General features: G+C 43.9%; 19 protein-coding genes. 14 read left to right on the forward strand and 5 right to left on the reverse strand.

Annotation, left to right across the window (positions count from 1 at the left end):
* Positions 1–119: 119 nt before the first annotated feature.
* The 3 genes from flgN to flgA form a co-directional block, all read right to left on the reverse strand.
* Positions 120–575 carry a flagellar export chaperone FlgN gene (gene flgN / locus Q4546_RS13795; protein ID WP_102520366.1) on the reverse strand — a complete coding sequence of 152 codons (456 nt, stop codon included), beginning with the start codon at positions 573–575 and terminating at the stop codon, positions 120–122.
* On the reverse strand, positions 568–858 hold the full coding sequence (flgM, locus tag Q4546_RS13800; RefSeq protein WP_102520367.1) for a flagellar biosynthesis anti-sigma factor FlgM: 291 nt from the start codon (positions 856–858) through the stop codon (positions 568–570). The genes flgN and flgM overlap by 8 nt, the downstream gene beginning before the upstream one ends.
* Positions 859–929: 71 nt before the next feature.
* Positions 930–1,658: a flagellar basal body P-ring formation chaperone FlgA gene (flgA, locus tag Q4546_RS13805; protein ID WP_241901065.1), complete on the reverse strand. Its 729-nt coding sequence runs from the start codon at positions 1,656–1,658 to the stop codon at positions 930–932.
* Between the two features lie 104 nt (positions 1,659–1,762).
* Between flgA and Q4546_RS13810 the strand changes: the two genes are divergently transcribed.
* The 13 genes from Q4546_RS13810 to Q4546_RS13870 all read left to right on the forward strand — a co-directional run bounded on the left by Q4546_RS13810 (position 1,763) and on the right by Q4546_RS13870 (position 12,929).
* Complete coding sequence (locus Q4546_RS13810; protein WP_102520369.1) at positions 1,763–2,113, forward strand: flagellar basal body rod protein FlgB; 351 nt, start codon at positions 1,763–1,765, stop codon at positions 2,111–2,113.
* An 8-nt stretch (positions 2,114–2,121) separates the two neighbouring features.
* Positions 2,122–2,541, forward strand: coding sequence for a flagellar basal body rod protein FlgC (gene flgC / locus Q4546_RS13815; RefSeq protein WP_102520370.1), 420 nt, complete (start codon positions 2,122–2,124; stop codon positions 2,539–2,541).
* Entirely contained in the window at positions 2,541–3,215 is a 675-nt protein-coding gene (locus Q4546_RS13820) for a flagellar hook capping FlgD N-terminal domain-containing protein (protein WP_303446441.1), read from the forward strand. Before flgC ends, Q4546_RS13820 begins: the two co-directional genes overlap by 1 nt.
* A gap of 22 nt (positions 3,216–3,237) precedes the next feature.
* On the forward strand, positions 3,238–4,443 hold the full coding sequence (gene flgE / locus Q4546_RS13825) for a flagellar hook protein FlgE (protein WP_303446442.1): 1,206 nt from the start codon (positions 3,238–3,240) through the stop codon (positions 4,441–4,443).
* Positions 4,444–4,452: 9 nt separating this feature from the next.
* A complete protein-coding gene (locus Q4546_RS13830) occupies positions 4,453–5,187 on the forward strand; it encodes a flagellar basal body rod protein FlgF (RefSeq protein WP_303446443.1) in 735 nt (244 codons plus the stop codon).
* A 72-nt stretch (positions 5,188–5,259) separates the two neighbouring features.
* Positions 5,260–6,045 carry a flagellar basal-body rod protein FlgG gene (gene flgG / locus Q4546_RS13835; protein ID WP_102520374.1) on the forward strand — a complete coding sequence of 262 codons (786 nt, stop codon included), beginning with the start codon at positions 5,260–5,262 and terminating at the stop codon, positions 6,043–6,045.
* Between the two features lie 46 nt (positions 6,046–6,091).
* A complete protein-coding gene (flgH, locus tag Q4546_RS13840; RefSeq protein WP_102520375.1) occupies positions 6,092–6,754 on the forward strand; it encodes a flagellar basal body L-ring protein FlgH in 663 nt (220 codons plus the stop codon).
* Positions 6,755–6,944: 190 nt separating this feature from the next.
* On the forward strand, positions 6,945–7,985 hold the full coding sequence (locus tag Q4546_RS13845; RefSeq protein WP_277870014.1) for a flagellar basal body P-ring protein FlgI: 1,041 nt from the start codon (positions 6,945–6,947) through the stop codon (positions 7,983–7,985).
* Positions 7,985–8,443, forward strand: a complete 459-nt coding sequence (locus Q4546_RS13850) for a rod-binding protein (protein ID WP_303446444.1) — start codon at positions 7,985–7,987, stop codon at positions 8,441–8,443. The genes Q4546_RS13845 and Q4546_RS13850 overlap by 1 nt, the downstream gene beginning before the upstream one ends.
* 59 nt (positions 8,444–8,502) lie before the next feature.
* On the forward strand, positions 8,503–9,870 hold the full coding sequence (gene flgK, locus Q4546_RS13855; protein ID WP_303446445.1) for a flagellar hook-associated protein FlgK: 1,368 nt from the start codon (positions 8,503–8,505) through the stop codon (positions 9,868–9,870).
* Positions 9,871–9,886: 16 nt separating this feature from the next.
* Complete coding sequence (flgL, locus tag Q4546_RS13860) at positions 9,887–10,804, forward strand: flagellar hook-associated protein FlgL (RefSeq protein ID WP_303446446.1); 918 nt, start codon at positions 9,887–9,889, stop codon at positions 10,802–10,804.
* Between the two features lie 17 nt (positions 10,805–10,821).
* Positions 10,822–11,847 carry a hypothetical protein gene (locus tag Q4546_RS13865; protein WP_303446447.1) on the forward strand — a complete coding sequence of 342 codons (1,026 nt, stop codon included), beginning with the start codon at positions 10,822–10,824 and terminating at the stop codon, positions 11,845–11,847.
* 284 nt (positions 11,848–12,131) lie between these two features.
* Entirely contained in the window at positions 12,132–12,929 is a 798-nt protein-coding gene (locus Q4546_RS13870; RefSeq protein WP_303446448.1) for a flagellin, read from the forward strand.
* Between the two features lie 74 nt (positions 12,930–13,003).
* Here Q4546_RS13870 and Q4546_RS13875 read toward each other — a convergent pair whose 3' ends face one another.
* The gene (locus Q4546_RS13875) at positions 13,004–13,324 is read right to left on the reverse strand and encodes a hypothetical protein (RefSeq protein ID WP_303446449.1); all 321 of its coding nucleotides are present in this window, start codon (positions 13,322–13,324) and stop codon (positions 13,004–13,006) included.
* Entirely contained in the window at positions 13,325–14,617 is a 1,293-nt protein-coding gene (locus tag Q4546_RS13880) for a motility associated factor glycosyltransferase family protein (protein WP_303446450.1), read from the reverse strand.
* A gap of 379 nt (positions 14,618–14,996) precedes the next feature.
* Here Q4546_RS13880 and fliD point away from each other — a divergent pair, with 379 nt between their 5' ends.
* Entirely contained in the window at positions 14,997–16,367 is a 1,371-nt protein-coding gene (fliD, locus tag Q4546_RS13885; protein WP_303446451.1) for a flagellar filament capping protein FliD, read from the forward strand.
* Positions 16,368–16,379 lie beyond the last annotated feature (12 nt).

Genomic DNA, 16,379 nt, shown 5'->3' on the forward strand with positions numbered 1-16,379 from the left:
TCATGAGTATTTGCCTATCCTTGACTCTCTATAGAGTACGTGTTGATAAGCAGTTACACAAAATTAGTTACAGTCTCCGCCATCAATATTATCTTATAACCGCAAAAGACATGAGGTTATTAAGCTTGAGCATATTCATATTGAGAGTCAGGTTGCTTATTCAATAATGAATTAATCACTTCTTGCTGACTAACCAACAACTTGCCATTTTCTTCATTGTATTGCTGACTTTCTTTCGCCAAGGTTAATAAATGACGCCACAGCAAAGAGACTTGCTTTTGACTAGCTTGAGGCAGTTTAGTAATTAAACTTTCCATGCCTTTGCTATTACCATTAAACCCAAGCGACACCAAAGTAATTGAGCGGTTTTTAGCACGTTCCATCAAGATATCAATTAATGATGTTTGTTCAATATTATGACGTTGCAAGCCATTATTATCGCGGCATTTCATCAACTCACGTTGACGAATTAATAATACTTTTAATTGCTTATAACCTTCAATATCTTGACGAACGCCACTCACTAAGCCCTGCACTTTTTCACGTGTAGTTTGTTGTTCACTCGTATTAGCCATGGTTTTGCTTCATCGCCTCTGCAATTTTTGCTATATCAAGACTAAAAGAGCCCTCTTTTAATGCTTGGCGTAATTCGGCCACTTTATCAGCATCAAAATCACTCACTTGTGCCAGTTGAGGTTGAGTTTTCTCAATTAATTGCCAGTCGTCACTCACTGCATTAGGCGTTGGCATTTGACGGGGTTTTAATTCTGCAACTTCTGGTTGAGGCGTATTACTTGCCTTACTTTTAGTCGTCCCCATATCTGCTGTGACTGGACTTGATATTTTGTTGATATCCATTATGGTTCACCATTAATGTCGTCGATAGTTCTAAAAGGCGACATCATGGTTTGGATACTGAAATAAAAAGCTTAGAAATGTGTACTCACTCTTCCTGGAGATATGGGATAAGCATGAATAACTTTACCAGAACTCAAATTACGTACTCTAATTGTCGCCCCTTCACCGCCAGACTCTAATGCTTCACCCGTCATATTGGCATAAAAGCCATTCAGCTTAGCCTCAATAACAACCCTATCGCCAATATTGACCCATTGTGGAGAGGTGATTTGAGAAACTTTAATTGCCCGATATCGCCTGACTTTATGACTAACTTGATTGCCTATTAATTGTTGGGATTGGGTAATTAAATCTCTATCTGACGCGGTGAGCTTTAGCCATTGTAATTCGATGTCTCCAGCAGCAATATGCTCACCTCTTGCTAATGGCCGATTGGCTACTGGGACTTTAGCGTTAACAGTCACTCGAGCACGAATAAATAAACTCCAACCTAGTGCCTCACAGCTCGCGCGTCGTTGCACATTTCCAAAAGGTAAGCGAGTACCAACCCCAATTGAAACCTGATTTGGACAGGCCGCTAATCGGCTTGCTCCTGAAGGTATGGTGACCTTAATAGATTGTTTAATCGAAGCTAATCCAGCTTGTCGCTGCCATTGCTGCAATTCAGCATCCAACACCTGTAATAATGCCATTTTTAATTGGTTGGTTGCATCCGTGTGATCTTGCGCACTGACCCATTGCGGAAACAAACAGGAACACACTAGCACCATGTAGGAAACACCAGTTCCGATCTTATGCACAAACCTACTGCAAATCATTGAAAAGCCTTTGATAAAATTGTTGGCACGTAAATTGGATAGATAAGACATATATTGAAATCATACACACCATACTAGGAGTTTTAATGGCTATCAACCTCGACGCCGCCTTAGGTATTCATCCTCAAACATTAGATTTTAGGGTCGAACGCAGCAAGATGCTCGCAGGCAATTTAGCCAATGCTGAAACCCCTGGATATAAAGCAAAAGATTTAGATTTCAAAGCAGTCATGAGCCAAATTAATGCGGGTATGGATGTCGGCCAAGAGTATCAAACGGCCTATCGCGTGCCTTATCAAACCTCTGCGGATCAAAACACCGTTGAGCTAGGTAAAGAGCAAGCAAGGTTCGCACAAAATGCCATGGATTATCAAACCAGCTTAACCTTTTTAAATATGAAAATTTCCGGCTTACGCACAGCCATTGAAGGACAATAGGACCCCATATGTCATTTGGTGAAATTTATAATATTGCTGGCGCGGGTATGAATGCGCAAACCATTCGTTTAAACACTGTCGCCAGTAACCTTGCCAACGCAGGTGCTGCCGCAGAGACGCCAGATCAAGCATACCGTGCTTTAAAACCTGTATTTTCGACTATCTACAATGAAGCACAGCAAGGCAAAGCAATGGGTGCCCAGGTTGAGATCACTGCGATTGTTGAAACTGATGCGCCACTTGATATGCGCTATGAACCTGACCATCCATTTTCAGATGAGCAAGGCTACGTTGCCTACTCAAATGTGAATACCGTTGAAGAAATGGCCGACATGATGGCAGCGAGTCGCTCCTTTGAAACCAATGTTGAAGTGATGAACCGTGCTCGCTCAATGCAGCAAGGTTTACTCCAGTTAGGAAACAAATAATGAACGTCACCCCAGCCAGTAATGCTACGGCATCAACAACTAGCACCTCAACCCCAGATGTAATGACATCGCCAGGTAATGACGCCTCATCGATTCGTAACGAATTTATGACCTTGATGATTGCACAAATTCAAAACCAAGACCCTACTAACCCAATTGATGGTACTGAATATGTCAGTCAGCTGGCACAGTTTTCCCAAGTAGAAAGTCTTGAATATATGCGAGCCAACCAAGCCACCAGCATGGTGATGATGGAAAACCTTGCCATTGTGCAATCAGCACAGCTTGTTGGAAAAACCGCCATGGTGCCAGCATCTGAACTGGAACTAGATGATGTTGCTGTGGAAGGTAAAGTTTACTTAGAAAATTCAGCTGAATCGCTCAGCATCGATATCTTAGATGATCAAGGCGAAGTGGTGCGCACCATAGAGCTGGGGTCTCAAGAAGCGGGTGATGTTGCCTTTACTATCGACCCTGAAGCATTAGAACTACCCGCTGGCGAGTACAGCATCGAAGCCAATATCACCGCTGATGACGTGACTGAAACAGCAGACACCTTCATTGCCGCCACCATTGAAAAAGTACACTTTGTCAGCGCATCAGGCGTCATGATGGCAGAGCTAGCTAATGGACTCGGTACTGTATCAGTGCTTGAAATTTCTGAAGTCTCATAACTAACAATAATTAGGATTAACCATGTCATTTAATATTGCCCTAAGTGGATTACAAGCAACAACTCAAGACTTAAACACCATCAGTAATAACATTGCTAACTCATCAACTGTGGGGTTTCGCAGTGGTCGTAGTGAGTTTTCAGCAATTTACAACGGCGGCCAACCAGGTGGGGTGAACACCATGTCCACCAGCCAGAATTTCTCAATGGGTGGCAGCTTAACCTACACCGGCCGCGATTTAGATATGGGCGTACAAGGCGATGGTTTTTTTGTGTTAAGTGGCCAAGATGGTAGCACCATGTATTCACGTGCCGGCATGTTTAACCAGGATGCTAATGGTTATATTACTGACCCTTCAGGTAACCGCTTACAAGGTTACGGTGTTGGCACAGCTGGCCAACTGCAAAACGGTAATGTGACAGACTTGAAAGTTCAAGCAGGCTCTTTACCAGCAAAAGCAACCTCTGATATTGGCTTAGTGTCTAACCTTGATGGCCGTGTTGATGCCATTGACCAAACTGCAACGCCTTTTGATGCTGAAGATGCTTCGACTTATCACTCATCAAGCACTGTCACTACCTATGACTCACAAGGTAATGAACATGCCTTAACTCAGTATTACGTCAAAACAGATGATAACGAATGGCAAGTGCATTACATGGTGGGCGATGAAGATGTAACCCCAGCAGGCGGGCATTCACTGGAATTTGACCAAGATGGCCTTCTAACTGCTGGCGCAGAATTTGATTTAGACATTCCAGCAAGTATTACAGGTGGTGCAGCGGCGATGACACTTGCGCTTAGCTATGACAAAAGCACGCAATACGCGGCTGATTACAGTAACTCAAGCCTAAGCCAGAATGGTTACACCTCAGGCGAGTTAAACGGCATTCGTTTAGATGATTCAGGTAACTTATACGGCACCTACACCAATGGCCAAGAACAAGTACAAGGTCAAGTGGTGTTAGCTGATTTCACCAATCCAAATGGTTTAAATCCAGTAGGTCAAAATGCTTGGGTGGCAACCAATAACGCAGGACAACCTATGATAGGCGCACCTTCAACCGGCACCCTAGGTTCTATTAACGCTGGTTACCTAGAAAGCTCAAACGTCGATACCACAGCTGAAATGGTCAACATCATGTCTGCGCAGCGTAACTATCAATCCAACGCTAAAGTATTGGATGCTAACTCAACCATGCAACAAGCATTACTTAACGTAATTTAAGGCTGAATCATGGATAAGATGCTTTACACCGCAGCTGCTGGCGCAACAAGAATTATGGAGGCGCAAGCTATACGCGCCAATAACCTTGCCAACGCGGATACTACTGGCTTCAAAGCTGATTTAGAACGCGTCAATGCTAAAGCGATTACCGCAACAGGTAACAGCTTACAAACCCGCGTATTAGCGCAAACTGAAAGCAGTGGTTTCAGTCAGCAATCTGGCGTACTCAACCCTACGGGCCGCACATTAGATTTGGCCATCAGTGACCAAGGCTTATTCAGTGTCATGACTGCGGACGGTGAAGCATATACTCGCTCAGGTGTCGTTGTTCCTGATGCGCAGGGGCAACTCTCCATCGATGGACGCCTAGTCATGGGTGTAGATGGACCGATTGCTTTACCTGAATACCGCGAACTCTTTGTCGGTGATGATGGCCGAATTAGCATAATTGCAGATCAAAACGGTATTACAGAAGAAGTGGGCCAGCTCAAACTGGTAAATCCAGATCTAGACCAATTATCAAAAAGCCAAGATGGCTTATTTTACGGCGTTGATGGGCAACCACTACCGGCAGACAACACAGTGCAAGTGCGTAGTGGCTATCTTGAATCAAGCAACGTGCAAGCAGTGAGTGAATTGATTGCATCGATGGATTTAACTCGCCAGTTTGAAGTGCAAGTCAAACTGATGCAAAGCGCTGAAAAGCTTGCTGAAACCGGTAATCGCTTATTGCGCGACACTTAATGCTTCTTGATAAATAAAGTCGCATTAACCGCAGTTCAATTATCTCGAAAAGAATTTTAAAGGAACAACCTCATGCAGTCTGCATTATGGGTAAGTAAAACAGGTCTGGCCGCTCAAGACACCAAAATGACCACCATTGCCAACAACTTGGCAAACGTTAACACCACAGGTTTTAAACGAGACCGCGTGGCATTTAACGACCTGTTCTATCAAGTGCAACGCCAACCGGGTGGCCAAGTCGATGAGCAAAACGAACTGCCTTCAGGCCTACAATTAGGTACGGGTACACGTGTTGCTGGCACTCAAAAAGTATTTACCACAGGCGACATGTTGACCACTGGCCAGCAACTTGACTTAGCCATTCAAGGTCAAGGTTTCTTCCAAATTGAAGAAGCTAACGGTGATTTAGGCTTTACCCGTGACGGTCAGTTTTTCCGCAGCAGCGATGGTTTAATGGTGACATCACAAGGGTTACCTTTGGTGCCAAATATTGAAATTCCAGATGAAGCATTAACGGTCACTATCGCCAATGACGGTCAAGTATCGGCGCAAATGGCAGGTCAAGCAGAAACCCAAGAGTTAGGTCAAATTACCTTGGTTAATTTCACTAACCCTGCAGGTTTAGAAGCGCGCGGCGATAACTTATACCGTGAGACAGGTGCCTCAGGCGCTGCAATTGAAGGTATTGCTGGCGATGAAGCCATTGGCCAAATTCGTCAAGGTTCTCTTGAAGGCGCAAACGTCAATGTAGTTGAAGAAATGGTCGAAATGATTTCAACCCAACGTGCTTATGAAATGAATGCCAAAGTGGTCTCGTCAGCTGATGACATGTTGAAATTCTTGAACCAAGCACTGTAATCATATTTAGCTATTGAACCCGCACACTGATTGAATAAGGAATAACATGCGACATTGTTGGATAGCCATTGCACTGCTGCTTTCGGGTTGTGCATCACACTTCCCGGAACCAGAAACGGCGCCAGGCAAGCCTGAATGGGCACCACCAGAAATTGACTACAGTTTACCTGAAGCCAGTAATGGCAGTGTTTACCGTCAAGGTTATATGTTGACCTTATTCAAAGATAAACGCGCCTTTCGTGAAGGCGATATTTTAACGGTTTCATTAGAGGAAAAAACCTACTCCAGTAAGAAGGCTGACACCTCAACAAGTAAAGCAAGCTCGGGAGGTCTAAGTCTTGGTGCTTCCAATGGTAGTAGCTCTATTAGCGGCGATGGCAGCGTTGATTCTGGTCGCTCTTTTAATGGCACAGGTTCAAGCACCCAGCAAAACCAATTAACGGGTTCTATTACAGTGACGGTGGCAAAAGTATTACCTAATGGCGCACTGCTTATCCGTGGTGAAAAATGGCTACGCTTAAATCAAGGCGATGAGTTTTTGCGTTTGTTAGGCCTGATCCGTACCGAAGATATTGGTAATGACAACACCATTTCATCACAACGTATTGCAGACGCCAGAATTATTTATGGTGGTCAGGGCGCAATTTCAGACAGCAACCAAATGGGCTGGGCATCGCGTTACTTCAGCAGCCCATGGTTCCCGTTATGAAGCTAACTCACAATATACAGTCACACCAAATACTGACACTGCAAGAACACATTGCCTGTATTAACCGACAGGCAAGGAGCACAACATGAAACAAGCCATCGCGTTTTGCGCTAGCTTAATGATAGCGGTACTGTCATTTCAGCAAACCGCAGTCGCTCAAACAGAGCAGACGGTTCAACATCGTTATCTAATGGATATTGTCGATGTACAAGGTATCCGTGATAACCAATTAGTCGGCTATGGACTTGTGGTGGGTTTAGATGGCAGTGGTGATCGCAACCAAGTGAAATTTACCAGCCAATCTATTGTCAACATGCTGAAACAGTTTGGCGTACAAATTGATGATAAAACCGACCCTAAATTAAAAAACGTTGCCGCCGTTGCAGTGCACGCCAATATTCCACCATTGGCTAGCCCAGGCCAAAGCATTGACGTCACAGTGTCATCCCTGGGTGATGCTAAAAGTTTACGTGGCGGTACGCTATTAATGACCCCTATGCGTGCTATCGATGGTGAAGTCTATGCCGTAGCCCAGGGTAACTTGGTCGTTGGTGGTATTTCAGCTGAAGGCCGAAATGGCACCTCCATGACCATCAATGTACCTACGGTAGGTAAAATACCTAACGGGGCATTATTAGAAGCTGAAATTCACAGTAACTTCAATGAAGGTGAGCATATTGTACTTAACCTGCGTGAGCCCAGTTTTAAAACTGCCCGCAATATTGAGCGCGCCGTAAACGACTTATTCGGCCCCAATGTTGCTGAAGCAGATAACAGTGCCAAGGTGTTAGTCAGAGCGCCACAGTCAAACCGCGAACGCGTAACCTTCATGTCGATTTTAGAAGAGTTACAAATAGAGCAAGGGCGTAAGTCGCCTCGGGTTGTGTTTAATAGCCGTACTGGCACCGTCGTGATGGGCGGTAATGTCGTAGTGCGTAAAGCCGCGGTCAGTCATGGCAATTTAGTAGTTTCTATTGTTGAAAGTGAATTTGTCAGCCAACCTAATGCACCGTTTATGGGTCAAGGCCAAGGCGAGACCGTCGTGGGTAGCGACAGCGAAATCAATATCGATACCGGTGATGGACACATGTTTGTGTGGCCAGAAGGTATCGCACTCAACGATGTTGTTAGAGCGGTGAATAGCTTAGGCGCCTCACCAATGGATTTAATGGCCATCTTACAAGCGCTCAAAGAAGCGGGCGCCCTTGAAGCCGAATTAGTGGTGATTTAATGAAATTAGATAATAATCACGGTTACTTAAATAACCTCAATGCTGCAGAACTGATTGAAGCCAACGGTGAACTTGGTGCGCTTGAAGCTGTCAGTCAGCAATTTGAAACCCAGTTTTTACAAACAGTGCTCAAGCAAATGCGTTCAGCATCTGATGTCATGGCAGATAAAGACAGCCCGTTATCATCACAAAATGATGGCATGTATCGTGACTGGCATGATGCCGAATTAGCCGGCCGCTTAAGCCAACTACAAAGCACAGGTCTTGCCAGTGTGATGACCAAACAATTATCTGCCGGACTTCAGTCTGGTGCTGATGTTGTCGCTTCTAATAACCACATTAAGCCAATGAATACTTCTGCTGAAAATAGCGCAGAAAATACGCTTAAGCCAGTGGTCAATACCACGGCAATGCAGCCAGCACTAAATATTCCAGTGATGGCAAAATCGGCAAAATAGTGTCTACCCCCTAGAACGCGATAATCAGCCTTAAAAGGCGTGAAATAAGGATTACATCAATGAGCATGCTCAATATTGGTATGACAGGCATTAATGCCAGTATGGCATCGTTAAATGCCACATCTAATAACATTGCTAATGCAATGGTACCTGGCTATTCACGTCAGCAAGTGATGATGAGCTCAATCGGCGGCACCGCCTATGGCGGGGGTGCTGGTGTTATGGTCGATGGCGTTCGTCGTATTTCAGATCAATATGAAGTGGCTCAATTATGGAAGACCACCAGTGACGTAGGCTTTTCAAATGTTCAAGCCAGCTATTTTACTCAAGCAGAACAAATTTTTGGCTCTGAAGGTAATAATATTTCCGCCGGATTAGACTTATTGTTTGCTTCATTAAACTCAGCCATGGAGCAACCGAATGAGATTGCCCATCGTCAAAGTGTATTAAATGAATCACGCGCCCTCAGCCAACGTTTTAATTCAATTAGTGATGGTTTGAATGCGCAAATCAATCAAGTTGAAGGTCAAATTGGCGCATCAACCAAAGAGGTCAACGCATTACTGGATACGATATCCAGCTATAATGCCGACATCCAATCTGCTGGCAGTAACCCACCACTATCGTTACTTGATGCACGTGATGCCGCCATTGATGATTTAGCGGTCATCGTCGATATCCGCGTGGTTGAAGATTCACAAGGGATGAAAAATATATCCTTATCCGAAGGCCAACCTTTGGTTGCGGGGACAAAGTCGTCAACGCTTAGCACCACGCCAGACCCTGCTAATCCGCAATTTAGCCAAGTAAGTATTCAGTTTGGCCAATCATCATTCCCTATTGACGCAAGTACTGGCGGTAGTTTGGGGGCGATGCTGGATTATCGCGAAAGCAGCTTAGCTGAATCAACAGAATTTATTAATGAATTAGCGCAAACCTTTGCAGATGAATTCAATGACGTTTTACGTCAAGGTACAGATTTAAATGGTAATACCCCAACAATCGACTTATTCAGCTACGACCCATCAAACCCGGCAGGTACCATAAAGATCAGCAGCGATTTTACCGCTGAGATGCTGGCATTTGGTAAAGATGGTACCCCAGGTGATAACGACAACTTAAAAGACTTAGTTGAACTGGCCGATAAAGAGTTCACCTTTGACTCGATGGGCGTCACGACCAACATGGGAGATGCGTTTGCCAGTAAGATTGGCCAGTTAGGCTCAGCGTCACGTCAAGCGCAAATGGAGCAAGAAACGGCGGCAAAATTGCAAATGGAAGCGCAATCACAATGGGCCAGTACCAGCGGCGTCAGCATGGATGAAGAAGGGGTTAACTTGATCATCTATCAGCAGTCTTATCAAGCCAATGCCAAGGTCATTTCAACGTCTGACCAATTGTTTCAAACTTTATTAAACTCTATCTAATTAAAGGGAGTCGGTTATGCGCGTTAGCATGATGAATATGTACAGCAACAACCTGCAAAGCATGCAGCATCTAACCAGTGATGTTGCTAAGGTTAACCAGCAAATGGCCACGGGTAAGTCGATACTACGTCCATCAGACGACCCGATTGGCGCCGCTAAGGTGGTAACGACTCAACGTGACTTGGCTTCAACCTCTCAGTACTTGAAAAATACTGAATCGTTAAGTACCAGCCTAGACCGCTCTGAAACGTATCTTTCAAGCATGACTAACCTACAATCAAGAATGCGTGAAATTACCATTGGTGCCAATAATGGTTCGCTTTCACCTGAAGACAGAGCAGCGTATGCCGCTGAATTAGAAGAACTATTAGAATCATTTGTGGATGTCACCAATGCCAAAGATGATGGCGGCAACTACTTATTTTCAGGTAACAAGACCGATACTCCACCCATTGGTGTTGATGCAAATGGCGACTATTTCTATCAAGGTGATGATTCACAACGTGAAGTACAAATTTCAGGGTCATCATGGATGGCTGGTAATGTCACCGCAGCAGACTTTATGTTCTCTACTGGTGGCACTGATATTTTAAACCAAACTAAGCAGTTTATTGATGTGCTTAATGACCCTAGTTTAGCCCCAGGCGACCCCGCATTTGGTGATGCTGCTGATGACATGATGCAAGCATTAGATGACTCATTAGCCGGAGTCAGTGGCGCTATTACTGACATTGGTGGCAAGCAAAACGCGATAGCGTTAATGCAAACCTCTCACAACGAGCGGATTTTATTCAATGAAGAAGTCATTGGTGAGACCGAAGGCTTAGATTATGCCCAAGCCACCGCTGAATTTAATTTGAAGTTGACCACACTCCAAGTAACCCAACAATCATTTGTACAGGTAAGTCAGTTATCATTGTTCAACCACATCTAAATTAGCTAGAAGACACAATGCTTAAAGGAATTTCGGAAAGCCTCAACGTACTGCAGCGCAACCAAACGGTCGCGCCTGCACCTACTGCTGTGTCTGATAGTCAACCGGCTAGGACTGCACCTAGCCCTTCAATATCGAGTCACCGTTTAGCCAGTTACCAAAAGTGGGCTAAAGTGACTCAAGGTCAACATGCGATTTCGGCTAACCAAGTGGCAGAGCAAGGCTTAATTAAAGTGTCGCAATTACTGAAAAAGCTGCAACAACCATTACAAAAGTCTAGCAGTCAAACCGGCTTAAATGAATCCCAAAGTGAGAGTGCTAAGCAAATTCAACAGCAATTAATCGCCGTTGATATTAGCTACCAACAGCAACCCTTAGTGGATCATCAGTTCAACCTGATTAATGCTAATCGCCCAGCTGCGAAACATTACTTTCAGCTAAAATCAGTGGATTTGCTTGGGGTTAAAACCCGAGATGAACGTATCACAGTACAATATGGCGACCAGCACGCACGGGCACATTTACCTGCCCATCAAAATAGTTTGTATCTTGCTAAGCAATTAACCACCGCCTTTAAAGACATCGGCATTGCTGTCCAAGCGCCTGCGCGCGATTCGGCCATGCTAAGCACTAACCACCAGAACTGGCAGCAAATTCAATCTGGCTTACTCATGTCAGGCCAAGGACAGCGCTTACCCGCAGGCGATGCGAGAACCGTTAAAGTGGTCGAAATACTCTCATGGCAAGACCCCAAAGAGTGGCGCTTTAACACCCCACAAGACATTAAACAAACCACCGCTAAAGTGGCTAAAACCCAGCAAAAAGTCAACCAACAAATTGGTGAGCTGCGCTCCAGTCAGCTCAATATTCAGCAGCAACTTAAACGCGCCCATCAGCATCAGCTGCAACAAGGCTCTGTTGAGCACAGCATGGCCAAATTAAACCAATTAATGCAGCCAACGCCATTTTATTCACAAGTTACTTCACTGATGGCGCAAGCCAATGTCAGTCGCGACCATGTGTCTTCAATATTAAAGGACTAATCCTTTAGGTCTCACTGCTTTTAAGTGGCTTAATGATTCATTAATCAAGCCACTCACATCAAATAAATAGCCTTAGGTTAACTATCGGCTCATACATTATCATAGTTCAGACTCTTTACTCATTGAATAATATTTGTTTATAAATCATCAACTCAAGGCACTGATTTTATTAGGTAATAAAAAAAGTAATGTGATATTTTTCAAGTTTGATTCAGTTTCGATTTATAGGGTCGTTTTAATTATTTAGAGCAACAACACAACCTGAAACTTTTAAGGAATGAATCATGTTATCTGTACATACCAATAACGCTTCAAACATCGCGCAAAACTCTATCTCTAATAACAACAACTTAATGACTAACGCGATGGAGCGTTTATCGACAGGTCTGCGTATCAACAGCGCATCTGATGATGCTGCGGGTCTGCAAATTGCTACTCGTTTAAACGCTAACGTAACCGGTATGGAGCAAGCGAGCCGTAACGTTAACGATGCAAGCTCTATGCTACAAACTGCTGATGGGGCACTTGAAGAGCTAACTAACATCGCCATGCGTCAAAAAGAACTGGTTACTCAAGGTTCAAACGGTGTTAACTCATCAAGTGATTTAGCTGCAATTGCGGACGAATACAATCAATTGAATGCTGAAACGGCACGTATTCTCGACGACACTGAATACTCAGGACAGTCATTATTTACTGCTTTAGAAACTGGTGTTAAATTCCAAATCGGCGCTGGCGCTGGTGAAGAATTAACAGTATCACTTAATGCTATTACCAGCTTAGCTGATATCGCTACTGGTGGTACTTTCGGCTCAGCACAAATCCGTGCTGTCGATGACTTTATTGATGCTGTCGGTGCTGAGCGCTCAACTTTAGGTGCTAACATTAACCGCTTAAGCCACACTTCAGCTAACCTTGCTAACGTGACTGAAAACACCAAAGAAGCAGCAGGTCGTATTATGGATGCCGATTTCGCAGTTGAATCAGCCAACATGACTAAAAACCAGTTATTAGTACAAGCAGGTACTACAGTACTGTCTAACGCTAACCAAAACACTGGTTTAGTAATGGGTCTGCTATAATAACCTTAGAGTAAACCTAAGATTATTATAATAAAAGTGCCAACAGTGATACTGTTGGCTTTTTTATTACTTGATTAAGTCAATAAATCCATTTTGGTATTAATCGCTTGCAATAGCGCCACTAAATCATACTGGATATAGTCGGCCATGCCGCACCAGTCTCTTCTTTCATGGGCTTCGGTTATCCGTAACAGGGCATTAGTAAGCAATGCTAACAGGCTAGTTTGCACCTGAGCTTGTAATTCACTTTGTTTAATCACTTCACCCAGTTCTAGAAATCGCTCATTGGCATAATTCTTAATTTCCATTAAGCCTTCCATTTCACGGCCAATCCGCAAATCATTACCGATGTTGATTAATTGTTCGATTAAAGCGTCTTCAGCTAACATCTCCATTTATATGCACTCCTTAAATTGACTACCGGAAATTTTTGCGCCTTTTAAACTTGCTTGAAAATAGCGCACGTTAGGCGTTTGATGGATGTAATATTCTAAGCTACGCAAATACCCTCGAAAATTAAGATCTGTCCCAACTCTCTCACCGAAACCATTAATGACCCAGTGCTTTTTCTCAGTTTTAGCACTAGGCCCCAGTGCACCATCTTCCCAGTGGGCATGGGTTTTATTATCGGGATAACAAAAATCGGCGCCGAATAAGGTGATCTTTTTAGCCCCCAATTTAACCGCAAGATCCACTGCAGGATGAATAACACTGCCATTGGTATATAAACGCATTTTGTTGTGCTGCTGGCAAAGATCGTCAAACAAAGGCAGTTGCGAATAAGCCATATATTGTGGCCCCGGCCAGTTTGCCAGTAAATCGGTGGTTACGGTAGGAAGGCTGACAAGAATGGTTTTTTTATCAATATGCTCAGGAAAATGTCCCATGCTAATTAATGCATCCATACTAACCACAATATCAGGTATTACCCCATTGTGAGCCAAGGCCATATAGGCGGTATCTACCGCTATCAGCAGTGGTTTATTGTGTTTTAATGCTTGTTGCTTTTTTAGGAAATCGTAGCTGTCTTCTAATGTTGGCCCTGCACCAATAACAAACACTTTTTTAGCTTTATGGGTTTTGAGTAATAATGCCGCATCATCCATTTGCTCAATAAAGGTCGCATTGTCGTTAAAACGCTGCAGGGTTTCTGGCAATTTTTTATCATGATATTGATTATTGTACGCGCGAACATTGTCAGACACGAGGACATCTCTTATTGCAGCATGCGCATCATCAACCAACTCTAAATCAGGGGTAATGGCAATCCGCGGCCTCTTCAAACCGATAGAATTATCAGCAAATATCAGTGATACTCTCTTATCCATCAGCCATTGGCTTTGATCGGTATAAGTGATTAGCATCGCAAATAAGGCATAATTTAACGGATGCACATCTATTTGTTCGACATCTGTGAGTAACAGTACTGTCGGTACGTCCCCCATACCGAGGCCATAAACCGCCACCTTTTTTTGCGAAGAGAGTTGATAATGCTCAATCAACAATTTGGCTTCACCGACTCTGTCATAACAGCTGCTAAGCTGAATACCATTGACCCGAATGGTTTGTTCAGTTGCACTCACTAGATTTGTTTCTAAATGCGCAAATGATTGTTTGGATATAACCGCGGCGATGGCAGGCCAACGCTTGTTAATGACCTGCATGTTTTTCGCAAATAATTCTGACATCTACCTTACCTTTGTGCTTAGTGCTCATTACTCGTACTGGGGTTAACGCATGCTATTGCGCTATCGCGGCTTATAGCCATTGAACTCCTGTAGGGCGACCATAAACGGTTTTTGCTGAAATTTTCGAGAACGTTTACGCCGATTTAAATCATTGCAAATGCTTCAGTCACCCCCTTTTAGAGTCGCCTTCAATGTTTAACTACAGCTCACTAGCAAGAGTAACTGTCGTAGCGAGCTTGCATTGCGGAAAAGTGCGTTCCATACCGCTCAAGGAGCCGGAACCTACCCTTCCGCAAAATATAAACAACACTTTATTAAACAACATCTTAATTGTTGGCACAAAGATTGCCATTCATAAAGATAGACTATAGGAGTTGCCATGATTTCAGGTATGAGTGCCGCATCATTTGCTGAGCAATTAGTGTCTGCAGACCGAATGGGAAAAGATGCCCTGTTCAAAACCAATTTAGATAACAGCAATTCACAAATTGATGCTTATAAAATTCTTGAAACCACCTTAAGTAAGATGACCACTAACCTGGACAAATTAAATGGTGATGGTTTTGACGGTAAAGATTCTGAGATCAGTGATGGTAGTGCCGTTATTACCGTGGATAATGATGCGCCTACAGGGGTGTACGACCTCCATGTTAAGCAGCTAGCCCAAGCCCATCAAATCAGTCAGAGCTATGCTAGCGAAGATGAACTGTTGCCGACCACGGGTATTTTCAGCCTTGATGTCGATGGCGAAAGCATTGAAATTGATATGGCCGATCTTAACGCCAGTGGTAGAGCCACCGTAGCCGACCTGCGTGATGCGATTAACAAACACCCTGATAACCCTGGCGTGCAAGCTTCACTGGTGAGAACCGGTGGCAATGTTGAGCTGATGCTGACATCCACAGAAACAGGCAAAGACTTTGAAATAGATGCACAAATGGATGGCGCAGCTTGGGGCACTGAACGCGTGTCAGCCCAAGATGCTCAGTTCACCCTCAATGGCATCGACATTAGCAGTAATTCAAACTATCTCGAAAATGTCATCGATGGCGTCAACATCGAACTTAAAAAAGCGCACGCCGTGGGTGAAAGTGCCACCATTACTATTGCCTCTGACACCGAAGGTGCTGAAGGCGCGGTAAACGACTTTGTTGACTCTTTTAATGATTTGATGACCAAACTGAATGAGCTTACCCGCTCGATGGGCAGCTCGGTTTTAGACGATATCAATAAAGACAAAGACGATGATAAGGATGACGATGATGACGATGATGACGATGATGACGATAAAGACTCATCGGTCGGCGAAGATCAGATTGGTATTTTAAAAGGCGATTCAAGCCTAAGAATGCTCCAAGGCAACATTCGCAATGCTGTTTTTAAAACCGCGCCAAATGGCATGCGTTTATCTGATATTGGTATTGAAATGGGCCGTGATGGTCAACTTTCAATTGATGACGAAAAGCTGTCTCAAGCCATCTTAAGCGACCCTGACAGCGTGAAAGAGATGTTCACTGGTGATGGCAGCATCGTTGACACCATTAACACCAGCATAGACCCATTTACTAAATCAAATGGCTACATCGATTTAAAACAAAAAAACCTCGACTCAAAAGTAGAAGGCATTGAAGACAGTATGTCACGTCATGACAACTTGATGTCACAGCGTTACCAAATCTACCTCGGTCAATTCACTGCCATGGAAAATACTATTAGCAAGCTCAGCTCTGCCAGTACTCTTTTTTACTAGGAATTAAATATT

Source organism: Shewanella sp. 4_MG-2023, assembly GCF_030548015.1.
In the GTDB taxonomy this organism is placed as follows: domain Bacteria; phylum Pseudomonadota; class Gammaproteobacteria; order Enterobacterales; family Shewanellaceae; genus Shewanella.